This is a genomic window from Flavivirga spongiicola (genome assembly GCF_030540825.1).
In the GTDB taxonomy this organism is placed as follows: Bacteria; Bacteroidota; Bacteroidia; order Flavobacteriales; family Flavobacteriaceae; genus Flavivirga; species Flavivirga spongiicola.
Window position 1 is genome coordinate 760,769 of the sequence record NZ_JAUOEO010000001.1, and the last position, 25,198, is coordinate 785,966.

The following is a 25,198-nucleotide window of genomic DNA, read 5'->3' on the forward strand; positions in this document are numbered from 1 at the left end:
GATAATTCTATCCATGCAAAGTAATTCAAAAACAAATGATGATATACTAATCGATCGTCTAAAAAAAGGAGATAAAAAAGCGCTTACGGAGCTCTATAACACCTATTGGAAACCTTTGTTTATCTCATCTTATAATTTATTAAAAGATAATGAATTATGTGAAGAAATTATCCAGGATGTTTTTATCGATTTATGGAATAGTCGAGAGAAAATTCAAATCAAAATTTCTATAAACAGTTATTTATATGCCTGTACACGGTATAAAGTTTTTTCACAGTTTAGAAAAAACAAAATTATTAGAGTAGAACTTTTCGAAGATTTAAATAAACGATTTCAATATGCAACGCCAGAAACAAAGCTCATGCATCAAGAATTAGTTGAGCAAATTGATGCCATAGTAGAAACATTACCCCAAAGATGCAAGCAAGTATATAAGTTAAGTAGAGGTGAACAATTAAGCCATAAAGAAATAGCTGAACAACTTAATATTTCAACAAAGACGGTTGAAAATCACATTACAAATGCTCTTAAAATCTTAAAGATGTCATTAGGTCACTCGTTTAGCATTGAAATCTTGTATCTTATAAGTCAAAACCTAAATTGAGTCCAGAATATAGCTTTGATAGGCTATAGTTTTTCTTCTTAAAGCACTTCAGTTTTAAACTTTTTATAGTACCATTTTCCATTTGAAATTACTGGAATAAAACACGCCTTTTTCCTTTATACAAATTATAAAATTAAAATTTTCCTGATTTTATTTAGGGGATACCCGATTTTATAGACACTATAGATATATAACCCAAAACTAGAAATTAAAAATCAATGAATACGAATGATGTAAATAATCAAGATTTTCAAGAGTTAATTGAAAAATATCTAAATGGTGAAACCACTCTTGAACAGGTAAAACAACTTGTAAATTATTATGAAAGTTTTCAACAAAATCATGAATGGGTTGAAACGTTAGGTCCTGAAAGTACCATTAAAAATAGAATGCTTATCAATATTCTTGAAGTGCTTCAAGACGAAGATACTGAAACTGTTAAAGTTATTCCTTTTTATAAAAAAGCACTATTCAAATACGGCGTTGCGGCTTCTATAGTCCTACTAATTTCTTTAGCTTTTATTTTTAACAAAGGTCATTCAGAAATTGTTGAGCCCATAATTGTAAACAATAATATTAAAGTTGGTACAGATAAAGCAACACTTACTCTAGGAGATGGTACAGAAGTAGCTTTAGAAAAAGGTCAAACTTATATCGCTGCTAACTTAAGTAGTAACGGAGAGGAATTGGTCTATAACGATTCAAAAAATATAAAGCCAGAAATAGTATATAATTATTTAACTATTCCCAGAGGAGGACAATATGCTGTTAAACTGTCTGATGGGACACAAGTATGGCTTAACTCTGAATCTAAACTTAAATACCCTGTAAACTTTATTAAAGGTGAAACTAGGGTCGTTGAACTTGTTTATGGTGAAGCCTATTTTGATGTGTCACCCAGTACCGATCACAACGGTGCAAAATTTAAAGTCCACGCATCATATCAAGAAATTGAAGTCTTGGGAACTGAATTTAATGTAAGCGCCTATAAAGATGAAACTACGATTTATACCACCCTAGTAGAAGGAAAAGTGGCTGTTACTAATGGGAATACTTATAGCATATTAAGCCCTGAACAACAATCGATAATTAAAAACGGTATAGCGGGGATCGAAATCGTAAAAGCCGATGTTTATTCGGTAACATCATGGCGGAAAGGAATTTTTAGTTTTGACAGAATGCCCTTTGAAAAGGTTATGAAGGTATTAACCAGATGGTATGATATTAATGTTGTCTTTGTTGATTCAAATCTTAAACAGGATCATTTTACAGGAATACTAAGAAAAAATCAAAGCATAGAAGAAATTTTAGAATCCATAACCACAAATAATATAGCCTATGAAATAAACAACAACACTGTAATTTTTAAATAAAAAAAGGGAACGAGGTTCAAATATCTCACTAAGCAAACCTCTATTTCCCCTAAACATTAATTAATAACTTATTAACTAATACAACAAATTTATGGAAATTAAATTAACCAATGTTCTTTCTTTTAAAAGAAAAAACGTGCTAAACATTATTATGAGAACATTTATATTCTTGTTTTGCTCAACTGTTTTTAGCTTTTCTTCTACCGGGGTATTCTCTCAGAACACAAAAATTGAGATAGATACTGATAAAACCATAACGATAGATGAGGTTTTTAGCATTATAAAACAACAGACAGATTTTAACTTTATCTATAAGTCTGATATATTTAAAGATTACCCAAAGATTGATGTAAAAAAGGGAATTATAAAAGCCAATAGATTGTTAGAGAAAAGTCTTTCTAAAGGAGATTTTAAATTTAATATCTCAAGTAAAAACACGATCATTATCAGACAAGCTTCAGATCTGCAAAGTATAAATGTTTCAGGACAAATTACAGACGCTAATAAGCTCCCTTTAGCCGGTATTACAGTTTATGTTTCTAACAGACAACCAGCAACTGGAAAAATATCCAGTGATTTTATAATTCGAGGTACGACCACCGATTTTGATGGTAAATTTTCGATTAAGGCAGATATAGGCTCTTATTTAGTGGCCTCAGGCCTTGGTTACGAAATGTCTTCACTAGAAATTGTTGCATCACAAACGGTTTATAATTTTGTCTTAAATGAAAAAACAGATGTTTTAGATGAAGTGATCATAGTATCTACAGGTTATCAAGAAATTTCAAGAGAAAGGTCAACTGGAGCATTTGTTGGTGTTACCAAAAAACAACTTGAAAAACCAGCTTCTAGTATTTCAGAACGTCTTGTTGGTCAAGTAGCAGGACTACAAAGTACTATAAATGCGGATGGAAGTATAGATTTCGAAATCAGAGGACAATCAAGTCTATTCGTTGGTGGACAACCATTAATTGTTTATGATGGTTTTCCAATTGAAGGTGGTTTTGAAACCATTAACCCGAATGATGTAGAGAGTATTACCGTGTTAAAAGATGCCGCCGCCGCTTCTATCTGGGGAGCCAGATCTGCTGGAGGCGTTATAGTTGTAACAAGTAAAAAGGCCAAACAGGGTAAAACTTCCGTTTCTGTTTCCTCTTTTATTAAAGCATCTCCAAAATTAGATATAGATTATACCACAGGTTGGGCATCTTCTAGAGAAGTACTAGACTATGAGCAACGAGGTTTCGATACGAATTTTTTTGGCAGTGTTTTTGGAGGTCCTCCAAGCGCTAGTGTATTTGCAGTTAGTAGACCATACTCTTTAGGAATAACTGCTATGAATGAAGCACGTTTGGGCAGAATAACTGATGCCGAAAGAGATGCCACACTTACTAGATTGGCCGACTCTAACAATAGAGGTCAAATAGAAGATTTTTTACTTGATGTGCCAATGACCAAACAATACAATGTGAGTGTTTCTGGCGGTACTGAAACAATGAAAAATAGATTAACATTACTTTTTGAAGACAACAACACCTTTTTTAAAGGCACTGAGTCAAAAAAATATCAAATAGATTTTGCTTCTAATGTAAAGCTAAATAAAAGACTTCGTTTTGACTTTGCAGGTATGCTACAAGGTACAGATGGTGACAATAATGGCACCAATCTTAATTTTATAAGGTCTTTAGCACCGTATGATATGCTAGTAAACCCTGATGGCAGTTTAGTTGATATGTCCTATTTAACATACTATAAGCCAAATCTAGATGCCTTTGTTCCAACTGAATTATTCCCAGATTCAGACTGGTCGTTTAATCCTATCAGAGATATCAATGAAAAAGATTTAAACACAAAGCAATTAAACTATCGTATTCAGGCGGGTTTAACACTTGAAATTTTGGAAGGTCTAAATCTGTCGTCTAAAATACAATATGAAACCTTTAAAGTTGAGACCGAAAACTATTTTAAAGAAGGTTCTTTTGATGTGCGCCGATTTGTGAATGAAACGTCGTCTTGGAATTTTTCACCAAGTGCACCAACACAAAACGTTCCTAGTGGAGGTGTTTTACAACAAAATGAATCAACGACTAATGCATATAATTTTAGGAATCAATTAAGTTTTAATCGTACCTTTTTAGATAAGCACACGGTAAGTCTTGTTGCGGGTTCAGAGATTACAGAACGAGTTACAAAGTTTACTCGGAATCCAGATGCTTTTGGTTATAATGGAGATAAGCTAACAACAGCAGAAATAGATGCACCAGATGGTGCCACACTATGGAATGGCTTTCCGTTTAGATTTGCCGGGTTTTTCTACCCTTTTCGAGCAACTAATAATGTGCATTCATTTAGCGAAAATACAAGACGTTTCTTTTCGTTATATGGTAATGCTGCTTACACTTTTGATAATAAATATACAGTATCTGGTAGTTATAGAACAGATGCCTCTAACATTATTGCAGATGATCCTTCATTAAGATATAATCCGTTCTGGTCTGTTGGTACTAGTTGGAATGCACATAATGAAAGCTTTTTACAAGGTACCTCTTGGTTAGATAGATTAAAAGTTAGAGCAACTTTAGGTTATAATGGAAATCTTGCTGGTTCAGATTCCTTTGAGCCATTAATCTCTTTATCTCAAACGCCTGATATATCTTCAGGAGAAATTGAAGCATCTATTTCTAGTTTTGGTAACCCTAATTTAAGATGGGAAAGAACGAGAACCTTAAACTTAGGTCTTGATTTTTCTATTTTAAATCGTAAACTTTATGGGTCTCTGGAACTTTATAATAGAAAAAGTAGTTCCCTTATTGTAACCCAGTCAATATCTGCTGTTAATGGTACAACAAATCAACGATTTAATAATGGTGAGATGGTTAATAAAGGTTTTGAAATTACTTTAGGAACCACGATACCAATAAAAGGGAATGATATTGTTTGGTCTGGTTCTGTAAACTTTGCTCATAACGATAATGAAATAACAAAGTTTTTTAAGTCTGATTATCAATCTTTTGACCTCGCTTGGGAAGTATTCTTTAACGATAATACTACGGCGTTTGTAGAGGGGTATGATGCTAATACCATGTGGTCATACCAATATGCAGGGCTTACAAATGTAGGTACAGATGCAAATCCTATTTTAAAGCCAAGTATTTTTATAGAAGATGGTGAACAAGCTACGTTACTAGGTTTTCCTCCAGGAGAAGCAACTAATTATTTTAAACCTCAAGGAACAACTAAAGCACCTACTATCGTTGGGATGAGAAATTCATTTAAAATTTACGACTTTGACTTTTCTTTTATTGTAACAGGTAAATTTGGTCATGTGTTTAGAAGACAAGGGTTTAATTATTCGGGTATTACAGGGGGTAACACATTTGTAAATACTAAATACAATGAGGTAGCCAATGGAGACCCTAATCAAATCATTCCAATTCCAGATTCTGAGGGGCGCTATTTCTTCTACGATCGCTTTTATAACAACATGGATTATTTAACTGCAGATGCCTCACATATTAGATTCCAGGAGATTAGCTTATCCTATGCATTACCCAAAAAAATAACGGATAAACTCGGTATAAATTCTCTAAATATTTATGCGCAGGCTAACAATATAGGTACCATTTTATTTAATGATTTTGGCGAAGACCCAGAGTATCCTATAGGGAATTTAAAGCTCCAAAAGTCATTTACTTTTGGAATGAATTTTAATTTTTAAAACAAAAAACTATGAAAATTTATAAGCTCATATTAGTACTTATACTAACCAATATATTTATTAGTTGTGATGATTTTTTAGAGGAGGCACCATCAAAAACAACTGCAATTGTACCAGAAACAATAGAAGATCTAGAAGCTTTGTTTAATGATTACGGTAGATTTGGAGGAGAAGGAGCTGCAGAAGTTGTTTATACAACAGACGATTTTGCTTTAATTCCGGAATTAATAGACGGATTACCTTCTGCAATAAGTATTAAAGATGCACAGCATGGCACATGGGACATTGATTTTATCTCTACGGATGATCGTCCGTATTGGCCTGAAGAATGGAGAAAAGTCTTTACTGCAAATTTGGTGCTATTACAATTGCCAAATGTAAGTGGTGATGAGAATCAAAAGAAACAATTGGAAGCCGAAGCACATTTTATACGGGCTTACAGTTATTTTCAACTCGCTAATGTTTATTGCCTTCCTTTTTCAGATGCCAATAAAGGGGAGCTAGGATTACCTATAAAAATAAGTACCAGTTTTGAGGAGTCTGTTGCCAGAACCAACCTTGATGAGACTTGGGCATTCATTGAAGCCGATTTAATGAAAGCTTTAGAGCTAAATCGTGAGTTAAGTACTGTAAATGGTTTTGATAGAATATGGCGAGCAAATACAGCAGCTGTTAATGGCTTTGCGGCACGTTTTTATTTAGCAAAAAACGATTATGCAAGTGCGCAAAATTATGCACAAAAAGCATTAGATGAGCATAGCACCCTAAGAAATTATAATACAGATATGAGTTTCTCTACAATACCTACTGAGGCAACTGTGATTATTGGAGGGGTACCTCAAAATGTGGCTATAGATTATCCGTATACTCATGATTTACAAACCATACCTGATGATAAATTTGGATGGGGAGAATCTTACTATTATCGATTCTTAGAAAATGGAGGCTGGAATTATTATCCTTCTCCGGAATTATTGAGTATTTATGATCAAACGTATGACTTGAGGTATAAATTTCATATTGTTGAAGATTATACATATGATAGAGGCGCTACAGATCCTGCTTATAGTTACCCGGGTTACATATTTTTCTTTAAATCGGATATTTTAAGTGGCCCATCAGTACCAGAAATGCTTTTAACAAAAGCGGAATGTCAAATACGTCAGGGAGACTTTAGCGGAGGTATAGCTACAGCTAATATACTTAGGGCAGCCAGAATGGATGTTGCTGCTCCTGCTAACTTAAGAGATTTAAACGCCGGTTCTCAAGCAGAAGCGCTTACTAAAGTATTGGAAGAACGACGTAGAGAAATGCCATTTGTACATAGGTGGTTTGATATAAGGCGTTTTAACAACAATAGTGATGCTTCAGACGATATTGTTATTACCAGAACATTTTATCCTTACAATGTTAGTACAATACTCACTAGTGAAACGCCTATTAATTATACGTTGGATAAAAATTCCAGACGTTTTGCAAGGCCTCTTCCTGTTACTGATATTATAGCATCTGAAGGTGTTTTACAACAGAATGAATATTAATTTTTCTTATAAGTTTTTAAAACTTATACAAGAATTATTGTTATTAATAGCTAATCTAACCTCTAATTTTGAGATTGGGTTGGCTATTAACTTCAAACTCAAACTAGTTTACTGCTACATGTTGTGTATCCTAAACAAAAATCAACATGTTAGCCTTAACTTGAAATGAGAGGTTAAAGATTTTGAATTTCATTTATGTATTAAAAACATAAGTAAAGAATACATCGAATAAATATCAATTGGATGGTATAAATAATGAAGTTTTAATAATACAACTTAATAAAATAACACTAATGAAAAGAATAAGTTTACAAGTAATAATAAATAATTCAACTGGAATTATAATATTGATGTTAATGATTTTTTTAGCAAGTTTCGGTGTTTTTGCTCAAACTGAAACAGCTAAACTTCTTGAAACCATAGAAACGTACCCCGATAGTCTACCACTACATCAACAATATATTAAAGAATCAGGTTTATCGGAGGAAGCCTTAGAAGATCAATATAATATTTGGTTAAAAAAATTCTCAAAAAGCGCTACTGTACCTTTTGCCTTAGGAGAAGCCTATTATAGAAAAGAACTTCCTGCCGCGAAACTTTTATTATTAAAAGCTCTTGAACGTGACCCCGCTTTAGACAAAGCCTATTTTTATTTATGGATCGATGGTGAACGTTGGGGTGATTTTGAAAAAAGTCGTGAATACCTATTAAGAGCCAAAGAAATAGCACCGGATAATCCGAATTATGCATTTTACTATGCTGGAACTTTTAGCAATACCAATCCAAAAAAATACCGTGAATTAAGTCTGGAAGTAGCCCATAAATTTCCAAAAAGTGAACGAGGTGCGCAGTCTTTGTATTGGCTAGCAGAACGTTCGTCAGACAAAGTCGAAAAAAAAGAATATTACGAGCTTTTAAAAAATAATTTCCCGCCTGAAACTTATTCATGGTCTTCATCCGGAATGTATAGTTATTTTGATTTGTTGTTAGAAGAATCTTCAAAAGAAGCAGTCTTACTTGCTCAAAATATGGTTGACATTTCAACGAGCGAAAGAGACCTGAAAACATGGAAAGCACAAATGATAGTAGCTAAAAATGTAAATAAGGCTAAAGATTATATGGCTCAAGATAATTCAAAAGAAGCCATGGCTCTTTTAGAAAACACAACGCCATTAAGGTGGTCTAACGCCAAAGATTTGATCTTACTTTTAAAAGCAAAAGCCATGGACAAATCAGGAAAAACCAAATTAGCTTATGATGCGCTTAAAATGTCTTATGCTAAATCTCCCGAAAAAAGGGTGAAAAAGGTGTTAAAAAAATATGGTTTAAAGCTTAACAAAAGTTTAAAAGATATAGAAAATGATATTTGGTTTGTTCGTGATACCATATCGGAACCAGCTACAGACTTTACCTTGAAAAATTATTTAACTCCAGGTAAAACCACACTTTCCGATCTTAAAGATAAAGTTATACTACTCACCTATTGGTTCCCTGGATGTGGTCCCTGTCGCGGTGAATTTCCTCATTTTCAAAGTGTGGTAGATAAATTTGAAGGTCAAGATTTGGTTTATTTAGGCATTAATATTGTTCCAGATCAAAACGATTATGTCATCCCTTTTATGAAATCGAGCGGTTATAGCTTTATCCCATTAGAGGATTATCCCGATCGTGACAAAGGAAATCTTGATAACCGCGGCGCTGCACCAATGAACTTTATTATAGACCGTAATGGTAATTTGATGTTTTCTAATTTCAGAACAAATGAACATAATCAAGACGTATTGGAAGAGATGATCGCTTCACTTCTAAATAGAGATAACGGTTGATTGTATAAGACCTCAACTCTATGGTATTTTGATCTAATTTTCAGATTTTTCACTTATCTGTAGATTAAGCAACTTAAAATTTAACTAGAATTTAAGAAACCTAAGATAAGGGTATCTTGCAAAGTTTATGACATATAAATAACAATAGAAAAATGAAAAAATCAATTTACATAATAATATTGACCATTTTCAGCTTCAGCTGTAAAGAAATACCAACTAAGAAAAACAAAACTGTAATATTAAAAGGCTCTATAGTTAATTACGATCAAGACACCTTGTATATGGGCAATGTATCTTCAAAGTTTATGCTTTTTAAAGAAGATATTCAATCCTTTCCATTACAAGATAAAACAGATTTTGAGTACCGCTTTGAATTAGATAAGCCAACCTATTTTCAAATAGGACGTACTTTTTTATACCTGTCTCCTGGCGATAGTTTAGTTGTTAATCTAGATACCAGAGATCGTACTTATGCTTCTTTTAGTGGAAAAGGGGCAGAAGCCAACAACTATTTAAGAAATGTACCTTATCCAAAAGGTGGATCTTTTTGGGGAGACAGAGACATCTCTTCAAAAATAAAGACCTTTGAGGACATGCCTGAAGCATTTAAACAATCGATAGATAATCGTATGTTGGAACTTAATGGTTTAACCAATGTTTCAGAAGATTTTAAACGATTGGAAAAGGCCCGTAGTAAATTCGACTATGTCAACTCATTGAACAACTTGTTCTATTTATATTATGGAAAAGTGAGAAAGGGTGAAATGACTCAAGAAGAGATGAATGTGAAAATTGAAGAAGCAAACAAATACCTTATACCATTTAAAAAGCCTTTTTTAGACGATTTTAATGATACAAATTATTTGCAATTAGAAGTGTTTCAATCTTTATTATATTCATTAAAAGAAAAAGATTTTAAGACTATACATGAACTTCCTGCATTGAATACCATTTTACAGGATTACCTTGTAACCAATGAACTTGTAAACACGTTAAAATTTAATGGGTATTCAAATCAGATAGGAGACCAATTAAAAGAAGGGATACAAGAAGTTACAAATCAAGATTATAGAGCGGTATTGCAAAACCTACAAGCTGAATATGAAACCATTACAAAAGGAAATCCTGCTTCCGATCTTACCTTTACAAAATTAGACGGAAACACTATTAAATTGAGTGATTACAAAGGCAAAGTTATTGTACTGGATTTATGGGCAACATGGTGTGGTCCTTGTATGAAAGAAAAACCATTTTTTGAAGACCTTGAGAAGGTATATCACAGAAACAACAATGTTGAATTGATTTCACTTTCCATAGACACAGAAAAAGTTTGGCGTGGTTATTTTGAAAAAAATGAAGTGGTTGGAAACCAATTGCAAATCAATAGAAGTCAACTGTCAGATTATAAAGTGGCAGGTATTCCTAGGTTTTTTGTGATCGACAAAAACTTTAATATCGTTGATGTCTTTGCTCCATTGCCATCAAGTGGAGAATTAGAAAAATTAATTAATAAATATATATAATATGAAAAAATATGTAACACTTGCTCTAGCACTTTTAGTTCTTTGGTCTTGTAAAAAAGAAGAACCTGTCGACTATGTGCTTCTATCTGGAAACATTAGTAACACCAAAGGCGGTGAGCTAAATATAAATTCTTTAAACGGGTATACAAAAACGATCAATGTAAAAGATACGGGCGCTTTTTCAGATACATTGTATATAGAAGAAAATGGCTTGTATAATTTACGCTTCGAGCAGGTTAGATTTACTCCCTATTTATCTAAAGGCTCAAATATTAATTTAAATGTTGACGCTACACAGTCTTCAAGTACATTGAAAATGTCAGGAGACCATGAAGAATTGAATAATTATTTTGCATATAAATCAGGAAGAGAATATGATTTCATGATGGATAGAGAGGCAAGTTATAATATGGATGAAGCTACATTTGAAACCAAAATAAAAGATTTTCAAAAAGACTTAGAGCATCATTTAGAATTGGTAAAAAATATTCCTGAAGACATAAAAACTAAAGAAATACGCGCCATTAATTACGGAAGATTAGCTAAAAAAGGTAATTACGAAAGAATGTATGGTTATTTAAACAAAAACAGAGATTTCAAAGCCTCTGATGCTTTTAAAAAAGAATTATCTGAAATAACTTTTGATAATGGTGAAGATTACTTGTATTCATCAGATTATCAGCAAATGGTTAGTCAAAATATAAGAGAAAAAGCTTATAGTTATTATCAAAAAGACTCGTTGCCTTATCCCGAAGCTCAATCTAAAGCATTGATAGAAGTCAAAAGTAAAATCATTAAAAATGCAGAATTGTATAAAAATATTTCGATGAGATTGCCAATGTCTAAGGACAAAGACAAGGATTTAAAAGAATTCTTAAATGCATCTACTAACGAAAAACATATAATTAGTGTAAAAGAATTGTTTGAGTCACTAAAGGTATTGGATAGAGGTCAACCATCTCCTAAATTTGAAAATTATGAAAACTATGCAGGAGGCACCACATCGTTAGACGATTTAAAAGGGAAGTATGTTTATATAGATGTTTGGGCAACCTGGTGTGGACCTTGCAAATATGAAATTCCGTTTTTACAAAAAGTTGAAGAACAGTATCACGATAAAAATATTCATTTTGTTAGTATTTCAACAGATCAACAAAAGGATAAAGATAAATGGAAAAAAATGATAGCTGATAAAGCATTAGGAGGCATTCAACTAATAACAGATAACGATTTTAATACAGCATTTATAAACGCTTATAAAATTAGAGGAATTCCTCAATTCATTCTTTTAGATCCAGATGGAAACATTGTTCAGGCAAATGCACCAAGACCTTCTGATGAAAAACTTATTGCATTATTTGATGAATTAAAAATTTAAAAAAATTCAATGAAGATTTGATTATTTCGATTGATTATAAATCACATCGAGTAATCTGACCAAGATGATTCTTTTAACCGAAAAGAACTCCTTGAGGCTTCCATAAAAAAAATGAATTTTTACAGCACTTAAAAATAAGGAATCTTCCTTATGTTTAACAGTCTAGTATTAAATATTTTTACGAAAATAACTTGCGCATTTTTTTAATAATTTTTTTTTAAGAGAGTTTTAACAAAGTCTCTATAGGGGTTAATAGATAAAATGTCGACTTAGTAATAAATACAGAACAGTTTTAATAAAAAAATAATTATAGATGAAACGTATTTTAGTGCATGTATTAGTTAGTGCCTTTTGTTTTAATGCTTCAGCACAAAACTTAAATTTAAATGATCCGTTACCGATAGATCAAAGTATTAAAAAAGGTGTTTTGCCCAATGGCATGACTTATTACATTCACAAGACAGACGTTACAAAGGATGTAGCCAGTTATTATATTATTCAAAATGTTGGTTCTGTTCTAGAAAATGACGAACAACAAGGTCTGGCGCATTTCTTAGAGCATATGGCGTTTAATGGCACCGAAAATTTTGCTGGTAAAGGCATTTTAAACACATTGCAAAAGCATGGGCTCGTTTTTGGAAGAGATATTAATGCTTATACCTCTTTTGATGAAACCGTATATAACATAAATAATATTCCTACTACACCAGAATTAATAGACACAGGCTTATTAATATTACATGATTGGTCAAACTATTTATTATTGACCGAAGAAGAAATTGATGCTGAGAGAGGGGTTATTAAAGAAGAATGGCGTACAAGACAAAATGGAGGTATGAGAGTGCTTCAAAAGTCATTGCCTACCATGTTTAATAATACAATCTATGCCAAACGTTTGCCAATTGGCTTGATGGATATCGTTGATAATTTTGAATACAAAGCTTTACGCAATTTTTATCATGACTGGTATAGAACAGATTTGCAAGCTATTGCTATTGTAGGCGATATTGATGTGGATGCCATGGAACAAAAAATAAAAAAGCTGTTTTCAAAAATCCCTAAAGTGGACCATGTAAAAGAGCGTTTTATAGTAAATATTCCAGATAATGATGCCATGCTATATACCATAGCAATGGATGAAGAAGTGACGACCTCGCAAATAGGTTTTGGTATTAGACATCCTAAATCTTTAACAGATGAAACCGTTGCAGATTTAAAGCAATCTCTATTAAACAATCTGGTAACAAGTATGTTATATGCTAGAATAAGTGAGATTACTCAAAAACCAGATGCGCCATTTTTGGCAATGCAAGTTGATTACAGCAGTCATTCTAGATCAACAAATGCCTTCAATGTTAGGGTTTATCCAAAGCCAAATGAGCAACATAAAGCTTTCAAAGCCGCGTTAGAAGAAGTAAATCGTGCTGTAAAATTTGGATTTACTACCGAAGAGATAAACCGGGCTATGCTTCAGTTTAAAAACTATTACAAAACTCAAATAAGTAAAAAGGATGATAAATCTCATCAAGCCATCGTTTCAACAATACAACAAAACTATTTAGAGAATGCTGCTATGACAGATATCGCAAAAAACTATGCGCTCATAGAAACGATATTTGATGCTTTAAGCAGCAAAGAAATTCACAACAGACTTAAAGAATTATATACAGCAAAAAACAGATTTTTAACAGTAACAGGTGTTAAAGGAAATAATAATTTAACTAAGGAAAATGCTTTACAGATTATTAAAACTGTAGAAAACGATAACACACTTATTCCCTATTCAGATGGATTTTCTGGAAAAACACTTATTTCTAACCTAAAGATTAAAGAAGGAAAAATAACTAAAGAAAGTAACAATAAGTCTTTAGGCTCAACTACTTTTGTTTTAAGTAACGGCATTACAGTACATTATAAATTTGCTAATAAAAATAAAAATGATGTGAAATTAAACGCCTTAAGTCATGGTGGTACATCTTTAATAGAAGACAAAGATTTACCCTCAGCTAACCTTATGGGCAACTTAGTCGGCATGTCTGGTTTAGGAGATTATTCTTCAACAGATTTAACTAAAGTATTAGCAGGAAAAACAGCTTCAACAAGTATTAGTGTTTCAGGCTTATCAGAAAGTATTAGCGGTTCTTCAGTAACAAAAGACATTGAAACCATGTTACAAATGGTGCATTTACGTTTTGTAAAACCACGTTTTGACAATGATGCTTTTAAAGTACTTATGGGTAATATTGATAATTATATTATTAGAAGAAGTAATGATATAAATCAAAAAATTAGTGATAGTGTTACCGTTGCGCTTTACGGAAAAAATAATCCAAAAGTACGCTTATTTACGACAGATTATGCGAATGATATTTCTTTTGAAAAAATTAAGGAAATCTATTTAGATAGGTTTAATAATGCATCTGATTTCGAATTTTTTATAATAGGGGATGTTCAAAAAGAAACGCTTAAACCTTTATTAGAAAAGTATATTGCAAGTATTCCAACAAATGGTACCACTGAAACCTGGAAAGATAATTCGGTTGATTGGGTAAGTACATCTATTGATAAAGATGTATATTTAAAAATGGAAGACCCTAAAAGTTCTGTAAGAATAGCTTATAAGAATGATTTTAAATATAGTTTAAAGAATAAATTAATAGCACAAACAGTCGGCGATATTCTAAAATTAAGATTTACCGAAACCTTAAGAGAACAAGAAGGCGGAACCTATGGAGCAAGTGCTTATGCTAATATATCCAAAAAACCTACTCAAGAAGCCTCAATTAATGTTACTTTTGATTGTAATCCAGACAAAGTAGAACAATTAGTAGCTATAGTTCATAAAGAACTAAAGAAAATTGCAAATGGTGACATTAATCAGTTAGACTTAGATAAAACAACGACTAACTATTTAAAAGAGAGAAAGCAACAACAAGATTATAACAGATATGATATGCGCTTACTTATTAATTACTTTAGAGAAGGATATAATATGAACAGTCCAGAAAATTTTGAAGCTATTGTGAAAGCTATAACTGTTGATGACATAAAATCTTTTGTTAGCAAAGTGCTTTTAAATGCTGAAACATATGAAATAATAATTAAGCCTTTAAAGTAACACATGTTACATATAAACATGTCCTTAACCTTATTTTTGGAAATAACATAAAAAAAACGAAATGAAGAAACTACTTTTAATATTTGCCTTTGCTATTAGTGCCACTACATTTTCACAAATTCATGACCCCGTAAAATGGTCTACATCTGTAGAAAAAATATCAGATACGGAATATGAATTGCTTGCTATCGCCACAATAAGTGGAGCATGGCATTTATATTCTCAAAGTGTTCCTGAAAATGGTCCGATTCCAACAAGTTTCACTTTTGAAGGTAATTCCAATTATCTAAAAAAAGGAAATACTAAAGAAGAAGAAGGTCATACAATTCTTGATCCTGTTTTTGAAATGCAAATTAAATATTTTGATAAAAAAGCATCATTTAAACAACGTATAAAACTAAAAGGTAAAAAAGAGTTTAATGTCAATGCTGTAGTTGAATTCATGGTATGCAATGACACCCAATGTTTACCTCCAAAAGAAGTTGATTTAGTTTTTGAAATAAAATAACTGTAATAATTTAAACTAACCATATAATCTTTCTCTCAACCTTGTTTTCTTAACAAGAAATTATTTGAATTAGTCACTCAACAAAAGGAAGATGTAAAGGGTTGTTGTTACAACAACCCTTTTTTAAAACAATAAAAATGAAAAAAACGCTTTTATTTATTATTCTATTAAGTTCATGGTTTGTAAATAGCCAAATTCACGAACCGGTAAAGTGGTCAACATCTGTAGAGAAGCTTTCGGAAACTGAGTACAAATTAATTTCAAAAGCAAGCATTGAATCAGGTTGGCATTTATATTCACAATCGGTACCCGAAGACGGTCCCATTCCTACTAGCTTTATTTATGATGATGCCAATGGCGCATTTAAAATAATTGGCAATACCTCAGAAGAAGAAGGTCATACTGTTGACGATCCGGTTTTTAATATGAAAATTAAATACTTCGAAAACAGTGCCGTATTTGAGCAGAAAGTTGAAATTCTAGGCGATAAATCTACTTTGAATGCTTTTGTAGAGTTTATGGTTTGTGATGATGAGAAATGCTTACCACCAACAGAAGTTGATCTGAAGTTTATTATATCGGATAAGAAAACTGTAGAAAATAAGGAAGTTGCAGAAAACAATACATCAGAAAAAGATGCACCAAAAGAAGGAGAGTCCAAAAAAGGGTTATGGGCCATATTCTTTATAGCCTTTCTATCAGGATTTGCAGCATTGTTAACCCCTTGTGTATTTCCCATGATACCTATGACTGTAAGCTTCTTTACCAAGCAAAGTAAAAACAAAGCCCAAGGTATTAGAAATGCTATAATTTATGGTATTTGTATCATCGTAATATATGTATTATTAGGAACAGCGGTAACAGGGATATTTGGAGCCGACGCTCTAAATGCATTAGCCACAAATGTTTGGTTTAATATTATTTTCTTCTTGTTATTAGTCATATTTGCAGTCTCCTTTTTAGGGGCCTTTGAAATTATGTTGCCAAACTCTTGGGCAAACAAAGTAGATTCACAAGCAGATAGAGGCGGTCTTATTGGTATCTTTTTTATGGCCTTAGCCTTAGCGATAGTGTCTTTTTCCTGTACAGGACCTATTGTAGGAACCTTATTAGTAGAAGCTGCATCAAAAGGAGGATTAGCACCAATAATAGGTATGTTAGGGTTTTCATTAGCCATAGCATTACCATTTGCACTATTTGCAGCCTTCCCAGGATGGTTAAACTCTTTGCCAAAATCAGGAGGCTGGTTAAATACAGTAAAAGTAGTATTAGGATTTTTAGAATTAGCATTAGCCTTTAAATTCCTATCACAAGCTGATTTGGTATTACAAGCTCATTTGTTAGAACGTGAAGTATTTTTAGCCATATGGATTGCCATATTTGGAGCTTTAGCCTTTTATTTGTTTGGAAAAATACAATTGCCACATGATTCACCATTAACACATATTTCGGTAGGACGATTAAGCATGGGACTCATCGTATTGTCATTCACTATTTACATGATTCCAGGATTATGGGGTGCTCCATTAAACTTAATAAGTGCTTTTCCACCACCACAAGAATATAGCGAATCCCCTTATGGCGTAGGCTTCACTAAATTAGGAGGAGGATCAGCATCAGCATCCCATGATGATTTACCAGAAGGCGCCCATTTATTAGCCCCACATGATATACTAGCTTTTAACGATTACGATAAAGGGTTAGCTTATGCGAAAAAAATAGGCAAACCAGTTATGATAGATTTTACAGGATGGGCCTGTGTAAACTGTAGAAAAATGGAGCAGAACGTATGGCCAAAACCTGAGGTTTTACAAATACTAAAAAACGATGTTGTTTTAATTTCATTGTATGTGGACGACAAACGAAAGTTAGAAGCAGACGAGGTTACGGACTCAAAATTAAGACCAGGGAAGAAGCTAAAATATATTGGACAAAAATGGAGTGAACTGCAAACTATTAAATATAAAGCTAACTCTCAACCATTTTATGTTCTTATGGACCATAATGAAGATAATTTAATAGATCCTGTAGCCTATACACCAGATGTTGAAGAATACCTTTCATGGTTAAAAAATGGCATTTCAAAATTTTAAAAATAAATAGATTCTCATTCGTATGGGAATGAATTAAAACCAAATTCAATGAAAAAAATAGTTTATATATTATCAATAGCTCTAGTATTTGTGTCTTGCAAAGAAGAAGCCCCTAAAGATTATGTGACCCTTTCGGGAACCATTACAAATCAAAATTCTGACTCTTTAATCGTAGCACAACGAGGCATTATCAAAACAATTAAAGTGAGTCCAGAAGGCGTTTTTTCAGATACGCTTAAAGTAGAAGCAGGTCACTATATTTTATTCGATGGCAAAGAACAAGCTAAAGTGTATTTAAAGAATGGTTACGATTTAAAAATTAAATTAGATACTAAAGCCTTTGATGAGACCATTAAATATGAAGGTAACGGCGCCGAGGCTAATAACTATTTGGCTCAAAAAGGTTTGCTAAATGAGACATTAATCAACTTTGAAGAATTGATGGCTTCGGATAAAGCTGGCTTTGATAAAAGTTTGAATAATGCAACTATTGAACTTAAAGCTTTATTGGATAAAACTCAAGGCTTAGATTCTACATTTATTGCCGGACAAGAAAAGGAAGTTGAAATGACTAAAAAGCAGCTAACTATGATGTATGATCAAAAGCAAACATTGTTGGCACTAAAAGGTCAAGAATCGCCAAAATTTGTTGATTATGAAAATTATGCAGGGGGAACAACATCCTTAGACGATTTAAAAGGCAAGTTTGTATACATTGATGTATGGGCTACATGGTGTGGTCCTTGTAAAGCAGAAATTCCTTATTTAAAAGAAGTAGAAAAAGCTTACCATGATAAAAATATAGAGTTTGTTAGTATCTCAGTAGATAAAGCAGCAGATCAAGCGAAGTGGAAAGAAATGATTGCTGAAAAAGAATTAGGAGGTATTCAATTAATTGCAGATAATAATTTTAAATCTGGTTTTGTACAAGATTATAAAATCAACGGTATTCCAAGGTTTATACTTATAGATCCTAACGGAAATATAGTTTCTGCAGATGCTCCTAGACCATCTAACGAGAAATTAAAAGATTTATTTAACGAGTTAAAAATTTAATTAAGTAGTTCCTACTTAATTATTCTTTATTGTTTTAGTGAGAAGAGTCACTTTGGTCTTTGATTAAATCAAAGTGGTTCTTCGTTAAAAATTTAAAGCTGTGAATTTAAGAACTAGTGCTATTAAAAGCCTTTTTAACAATAAAAAAGAAATGTCTAACCTTGAAGCTTATTTTAAACCCTTTAGGGATGAGATTGTCGGTATAGATCAAACCTTCGAGTCACCTTATGGTAAACAGAAGATTATTTATGCGGATTGGACCGCCAGTGGCAGGTTATATAAATCTATAGAAGAGAAGTTATTAAATGATATAGGTCCTTATGTAGCCAATACACATACCGAAACTTCCATAACAGGTTCGGCCATGACATTGGCCTATCACGAGGCCAGAAACATCATTAAAGGGCATGTAAATGCTTCCAACGAGGATGTCCTCATAACTGTCGGAACAGGTATGACGGGTGCCATTAACAAGTTTCAACGTATTTTGGGTTTAAAGGTTAACGAGAGCTTAAAAGAACATACACAGGTTCCGGAAGCTTTAAGACCTATCATTTTTGTATCCCATATGGAACATCATTCCAATCAAACGTCCTGGTTGGAAACCATTGCCAAGGTTGAAGTCATTCCTTCAAATGAAGCAGGCCTGCCATGTGCCAAAAACTTAGAAAAACTCATTGCAAAGTATAGGGACTGCCCCATAAAAATAGCAGCCATTACGGGGTGTTCTAACGTAACAGGCATTAGAACCAATTACCATGAAGTAGCAAAAATCATGCACCAGAACAATGGACTGTGTTTTGTGGATTTTGCATGTTCGGCACCATACATAGACATAGATATGCATCCGGAAGACAAAGAAGCGTATTTGGATGCCATTACTTTTTCTCCACACAAATTCTTAGGAGGGCCAGGGGCCTCGGGCGTGCTGATCTTTAATAAAAAATTATATAAGAACCTGGTACCGGACAATCCGGGAGGCGGCACAGTATCCTATACAAACCCCTGGGGGGATCACGATTATATAGACGACATAGAAACCAGAGAAGATGGTGGAACGCCAGGGTTTTTACAGGCTATAAAAATTGCGCTATCCATTCAACTTAAGGAGAAGATGGGGGTGCAGAATATCTTGGACAGAGAACATGAGCTAAATGCCATCATTTTTGAAAAACTCAGAGCTATAGAAAATTTAACCATATTGGCCCCCGAGCATACCGATAGGCTGGGCGTATTCTCGTTTTATATTGAAGATGCTCATTATAATTTAATAGTCAAGCTTTTAAACGACCGTTTTGGGGTACAGACCAGAGGAGGCTGTTCTTGTGCAGGAACTTATGGCCATTATCTATTAAATGTGGACGAGCCGACCTCTAAATCTATTGAACAAAAGATATTAGAAGGTTGCTTGATAGAGCGTCCGGGCTGGGTAAGAATGTCCATCCATCCTACTATGACCAATGCCGATATTCACTTTATCTGTGATGCTATAAAAGAAGTGGCAGAGAATTATGAGAACTGGGGAAAAGATTATGAATACAACGCTGTGAAAAATGAGTTTATTCATAAAGGAAATCATAATATTGAAAAGCAGATAACACAGGAGTGGTTTAATTTATAAAAGAGACAATAGAAAAAATAAATGTCATTCAGAGCATTCCGACAGTTGTCGGAGTCGAAGAATCTTATATTTTGTAAATCAATATGATTTTAAGAGATTCTTCGCTGCACTCTGAATGACAAAATTACCAGAGAAATAAAAACATGTTATTTCTCTACATGTTTCTCTACAACATTTATTCTCAGAATAACTGGAAAACTTTGTGGTGGTTCACAATAATCAATGTTACAAGCCTGATAGGTCACAGTTCCTTTAATTTTATGTTTGCCTGGAGTAAGCCCTTTAGTAGACATTAAACTTTGCTTCATCACGACTCCACTCCCCTTATATACTTGACCAGTAATGCTGTTACTTGGAGTTGGGATTTGTATTTCATCAGCTGTCATGCCTTCGGGTGCTTTAAACCCAATAGTGCTAACTATATAGCCTTTGGCTTCATTAGCTCTATTAGGGGCATAAATATGCCAGCCTGTTTTCATGTTAAAGGTGACACTTATATCTATGTTTTGACCAACTGCAACCTCCTTAGGAGCCTCGACACTATAAGTCACAGATCTATCACTACTTTGAGCCACAACCGTAGTCGATAAATAAAGCAGTATAAGTACCGCCATCATTATTTTTACAATACCTTTAATCATCTTTATTATTTTTGTATATATACCATGATATGGCTATGCATAAAACTACTACTCGTTTGTTCGCGACCATAATAAGTTTCAGTTACTGTTTCTAAAAACGGTTCTAATTCTTTTCTCAGCTCATTGTACTGCTTGCTTTTATCGCCTCTACCGAATACTCCCGATTTATAACGATAAATACCAGGCTCTAAACCAATCTCTTTATCTAGATCTGCCATTTGTTGTCTCAGTGCTGTTACTCGTTTTTGCTCCTTTTTACTTAAATCTTTTCGTGGTGTACTTCTATTGAACCAAGTGCCTACCAATAGATCCATTTTACCATCCATATTATAATCGGCCACATGAACTTGGCTACGAGCCCCGTGTTGTGGTGAGCTGTCTTCTGGCATCCATTGCTCCACCGCTCCTGCTTCTAACAGCACTTCACGAGAGTTAAACACTGGAGCACCTTCTTCGCCACTATTGCGAAGCAAATAAACGCGACCAGTAATAGTGCCCAATAAAATATCTTGCAAACCGTCACCATCCCAGTCTGCCACTGCTGGTGCCGCATGGGATTCCTGAATGGCACGTTCACCAGCTACTTTAATTTCGTAGGTATCTGGGTAGTAATTCTTCGTTAAAAAGGAAGGCTGTGATGGGATGGCGCTACCTGCAGTTACCGACCCAATAGATGGCATATTAGTTCCTAAGCGTAAAAATAGTTCACCACTGTTTTTGCCAATACCACTACCAATAATCAAATCAGGTACATCATCATCATTCCAGTCTGTCCATGCGACATTCGATCCAAGGTTATTAGAGGAATAAAGGGTATCAATAAATTCACTTCTTCCAATTAATGGAATTCCAGCTTGATCTACAAGCGTCTGCCGATCTGAGAAACGCGTACCGCCTAAGCCCTTAAACCAATAGGCAAGTCCACCGTAACTTCCGGAAGCCAGATCCAATATACCATCATCATCTACATCTAAGAGTTGTGGCCCTGCCGCTACACAACACCAGTTTGGTACCATGGCGTCCTTGTCGCCAGCAGAGAGTAACACTGCGTTACCATCATACTTTGGATCTGAATTCGTGCCATGGTTTTGATAGAAACGAAATTTCCCATCATAAGATCCAACAATCAAATCCCTTTTACCATCACCATTCAAATCAGCCAGAAATGGTGCTGCATGGGCCATTGGATCCACATCGGCCATATCAAGAATGGAGTCTCCTGCCTTGATAAGGAATGACTCTTTGTACCAATCTTGTACTATAGTGCTTTCTACTGATTTATTTTCTTGAGCCGCCATTTTATTGGTAAACGAAATTGATAGGATGAAAGCTATATATAGAATTCTTTGTGTTTGCATGTTACTTTTATTTATTAAAATTTGAAGATTTTTTATTTGCTAATTAAGTAATGTCATTAATTGCTCTTTCAATTCAGGATTAGAAGGTCTCTTAGCATCAATATCTATAACCTTTCCTTCCTGATCAAATAGTAAAAAACGAGGAATACTATTTACGCCATATTCTTTGGTTATTCCTGAACTAAATGCACTATCTGCTACTAATTGTACACCGGTTAAATTATTGTCCTTTACAAATGACTTCCATTTGTCCTTGTCCTTTGGTTTGTCTACTGAAACACTTACAAATTCAATAGCCTTTCCATGAAGTTCTTTTTCTAACTTTTGAATGTGTGGTATTTCTGCTTTACAAGGACCACACCATGTAGCCCATACATCAATGTATACATATTTCCCTCTAAAATCCTTGAATGATACCTGTTCCCCTTTTATGTTCTTAGCTATGAAATTATACCCTAGCGCTCCCGCTTCGTATTTACCCAATTTACTCTCCAATGCGTCTAGCTGTTTACGAATAAAAGGATTAGAGTTTAATATTTTTTTATGCTTCTCAACTATATTATAATATGTATCATTGAGTGCTTTAGTGCGTTTTAATACTTCTAATAAAACGTATGCGCGGAGGGTATCGTTAGAAACACTTTCTTTTATCCACCAATAACTATCAGGTTGTGATAGTTGTGTATCTAAAAGAGCCAGCCTGCGATACTGAAAAAGCCTAAGCGCTTCCATGCCTTCTGGTATTTCAAGAGCCACTGCAGATTTAAAAGTGTCCATAGTCACAAATTCGCTATAGTAATCAGGAATTTCTTCCTCTTTAGGGTATTTCCCTCGCATGCCATACAAAAAAGACAGGGCTGTTCTTATTGTTGTCATATCTATGTGTGCATGCATCAGTCTATTAAAATTTGTGTTTTTACTAGCTACTTTTTTATGAAACGCTTGCATTTTTTGTGAAAATTGCTCGTAAAATGGAAAGAAATGCTCATAGGCGTTTTTTTCAGAGTGATTTCCTATTGAATAGAAATTTAAGGTATCTGTTAAAGCAACCCATTCAGAAAGAAGCTCATTTTCTTTATCTGGAACCTGAGGCATTTTATAACCTGTGCTATCTAATTCAATATTAAAAGTCTGCCCCTTTTTAATGTACAAAGGGATATGGTTAAATACATAATTATATTTCTCAGTTCTCAGGTGATAAAAACCTTCAGATTCGGGCAGTAAATTAAATTGAAAATTATTGTTAGCATCAACAGAAGCAGAATCAACTACTTGCAATTGTCCATGATTCATTTTATATAATTTCAACTTTTTGAAATCAGAAGACATTTGTGAGCTACCTTGAATGATGGTTGACTCTGTTTTTGTTGATTCATGGGACTGTTTGCAAGACAGCATGAAACACACTGCTAAGCACATTGTAATTATATTTCTAGTCATTCTTATTTCTTTTAATTTATTAACTGTTCTAATTGTGTTTTTAATTCTGGATTTGACGGTCTCTTGGCATTTGAATCGACAATGACACCATCTTTATCAAATAGCAAAAACCTAGGTATGGATTTAATTTTGTAATCTTTCGCAAGGCGAGAATTAAAAGCATCTTCAGCAATTAACTGTATTCCGGATAATGCTTCCTTTTCAACAAAATTTTTCCATGTTTCATGACTTTTGGGTTTATCCAAAGAAATACTTACAAACTGTATGTCTTTATCATGTAGCTCTTTTTCTAACTTTTGAATGTGTGGTATTTCAGCTTTACATGGCCCACACCAAGTAGCCCACACATCTATATAAACATATTTTCCTTTAAAATCTTTAAACGATACTTCTTTACCTTCTATGTCTTTATAAGTAAATGGGTATCCTTGGGTTCCTGGATCAATATTTTTTATTTTAGATTCGAAGTCAGCAATTCTTTTCTCAACATATTTACTTAGTACGATATCTTTTCTAAATGGTTCGATAAAATTTAAATACTCCTTGTTATAAGTTTTAAACGACCTTAGATTATTTAAAATATAATATCCTCTTAGCGTGTCATTTTCTATATCATTCACCATCCAGCTTAATGAGTTTTTATCTAACTTAATACCTGCATTCAGACTTCTATGAAGTTGATGACTCCCAAAAGCGCGCATCACACCAGGAAGATCAAGTATCATGGTTGATTTGTAATTATCCCCCTGCATCAGGTTCTGATAAAATTTAGCCGATTTTTCTTCAGGTGAATTAGGAAATGTTAAGCAGATAATAGCAGCCTCTATATCTAAATTTATTAATGCATGCATGAGCTCATTAAAACGCCCATTTGAAGTATTAACCTTGTCGTGATACTTTTTTACTTTATCAATATTTTTTTCATAAAATGAGAAAGCACTCGTAGGTTTTTCATTTGAATTTGCAGCAAAATTGGGCGTGAACTTTTTTTGTTCTTCCATCCAATTAGTTAATACTTTATTTTCTTCGTCAGAGCTTTCTAACAATACCTTTCCATCAGATTTGGCTGTAATTTTTATAGCCATGTTCTCTTTTATATAAATAGATCTTTTAAAAGGTCCAATATTTAAAACGTAAAAACCCTCTCCGTCTGGTTTTATGTGAAAACCAAATTGTTTACCCTCATTTAATTGGCAAGTACTTATTAATGTTTGTGTACCGTGTTCAACTTTATACAAGCTGACCTCAACTTTATCAGATGTATCAAACATACCTTCAATAGTGGTATATCCATTATCTTTACTTGATGAATCATTTGCGCAAGACACGGCAATACTCATAATGAGGATTAAGAATAATAAATTAGATGTTTTCATAATTAATGTTGTTTTTAACTTCAC

16 protein-coding genes are annotated in these 25,198 nt (G+C 33.4%); 12 read left to right on the forward strand and 4 right to left on the reverse strand.

From position 1 onward, the window contains the following. Nucleotides 1–13 precede the first annotated feature (13 nt). The 12 genes from Q4Q47_RS02860 (at nt 14) to Q4Q47_RS02915 (ending at nt 20,359) form a co-directional block, all read left to right on the forward strand. The gene (locus Q4Q47_RS02860; protein WP_303305147.1) at nt 14–604 is read left to right on the forward strand and encodes an RNA polymerase sigma factor; all 591 of its coding nucleotides are present in this window, start codon (nt 14–16) and stop codon (nt 602–604) included. Between the two features lie 218 nt (nt 605–822). Then, the gene (locus Q4Q47_RS02865) at nt 823–1,977 is read left to right on the forward strand and encodes a FecR family protein (protein WP_303305148.1); all 1,155 of its coding nucleotides are present in this window, start codon (nt 823–825) and stop codon (nt 1,975–1,977) included. Nucleotides 1,978–2,128: 151 nt separating this feature from the next. After that, nucleotides 2,129–5,695: a SusC/RagA family TonB-linked outer membrane protein gene (locus Q4Q47_RS02870; protein ID WP_303305149.1), complete on the forward strand. Its 3,567-nt coding sequence runs from the start codon at nt 2,129–2,131 to the stop codon at nt 5,693–5,695. Nucleotides 5,696–5,706: 11 nt separating this feature from the next. Then, on the forward strand, nt 5,707–7,236 hold the full coding sequence (locus tag Q4Q47_RS02875; RefSeq protein ID WP_303305150.1) for a RagB/SusD family nutrient uptake outer membrane protein: 1,530 nt from the start codon (nt 5,707–5,709) through the stop codon (nt 7,234–7,236). 293 nt (nt 7,237–7,529) lie between these two features. After that, nucleotides 7,530–9,062 (forward strand): TlpA disulfide reductase family protein, encoded by a 1,533-nt coding sequence (locus Q4Q47_RS02880; RefSeq protein WP_303305151.1) that lies wholly within the window; start codon nt 7,530–7,532, stop codon nt 9,060–9,062. A gap of 152 nt (nt 9,063–9,214) precedes the next feature. Continuing rightward, nucleotides 9,215–10,585, forward strand: a complete 1,371-nt coding sequence (locus Q4Q47_RS02885) for a TlpA family protein disulfide reductase (RefSeq protein ID WP_303305152.1) — start codon at nt 9,215–9,217, stop codon at nt 10,583–10,585. 1 nt (nt 10,586) lies between these two features. Further along, on the forward strand, nt 10,587–11,963 hold the full coding sequence (locus Q4Q47_RS02890) for a TlpA family protein disulfide reductase (protein ID WP_303305153.1): 1,377 nt from the start codon (nt 10,587–10,589) through the stop codon (nt 11,961–11,963). A 313-nt stretch (nt 11,964–12,276) separates the two neighbouring features. Next, nucleotides 12,277–15,081, forward strand: a complete 2,805-nt coding sequence (locus Q4Q47_RS02895; RefSeq protein WP_303305154.1) for a M16 family metallopeptidase — start codon at nt 12,277–12,279, stop codon at nt 15,079–15,081. 61 nt (nt 15,082–15,142) lie between these two features. Then, complete coding sequence (locus Q4Q47_RS02900; protein WP_303305155.1) at nt 15,143–15,589, forward strand: protein-disulfide reductase DsbD domain-containing protein; 447 nt, start codon at nt 15,143–15,145, stop codon at nt 15,587–15,589. A gap of 137 nt (nt 15,590–15,726) precedes the next feature. Then, entirely contained in the window at nt 15,727–17,682 is a 1,956-nt protein-coding gene (locus Q4Q47_RS02905) for a protein-disulfide reductase DsbD family protein (RefSeq protein WP_303305156.1), read from the forward strand. Nucleotides 17,683–17,730: 48 nt separating this feature from the next. Continuing rightward, nucleotides 17,731–18,738: a TlpA family protein disulfide reductase gene (locus Q4Q47_RS02910; protein WP_303305157.1), complete on the forward strand. Its 1,008-nt coding sequence runs from the start codon at nt 17,731–17,733 to the stop codon at nt 18,736–18,738. Nucleotides 18,739–18,889: 151 nt separating this feature from the next. After that, complete coding sequence (locus Q4Q47_RS02915; RefSeq protein ID WP_303308437.1) at nt 18,890–20,359, forward strand: aminotransferase class V-fold PLP-dependent enzyme; 1,470 nt, start codon at nt 18,890–18,892, stop codon at nt 20,357–20,359. Between the two features lie 146 nt (nt 20,360–20,505). Here the strand turns inward: Q4Q47_RS02915 and Q4Q47_RS02920 are convergent, their stop codons facing one another. The 4 genes from Q4Q47_RS02920 to Q4Q47_RS02935 form a co-directional block, all read right to left on the reverse strand. Beyond that, entirely contained in the window at nt 20,506–21,000 is a 495-nt protein-coding gene (locus Q4Q47_RS02920; RefSeq protein ID WP_303305158.1) for a protein-disulfide reductase DsbD domain-containing protein, read from the reverse strand. Between the two features lie 5 nt (nt 21,001–21,005). Continuing rightward, complete coding sequence (locus Q4Q47_RS02925; protein ID WP_303308438.1) at nt 21,006–22,184, reverse strand: FG-GAP repeat domain-containing protein; 1,179 nt, start codon at nt 22,182–22,184, stop codon at nt 21,006–21,008. A 213-nt stretch (nt 22,185–22,397) separates the two neighbouring features. Next, complete coding sequence (locus Q4Q47_RS02930) at nt 22,398–23,798, reverse strand: TlpA family protein disulfide reductase (protein WP_303305159.1); 1,401 nt, start codon at nt 23,796–23,798, stop codon at nt 22,398–22,400. A gap of 11 nt (nt 23,799–23,809) precedes the next feature. Beyond that, entirely contained in the window at nt 23,810–25,174 is a 1,365-nt protein-coding gene (locus Q4Q47_RS02935) for a TlpA family protein disulfide reductase (RefSeq protein ID WP_303305160.1), read from the reverse strand. Nucleotides 25,175–25,198 lie beyond the last annotated feature (24 nt).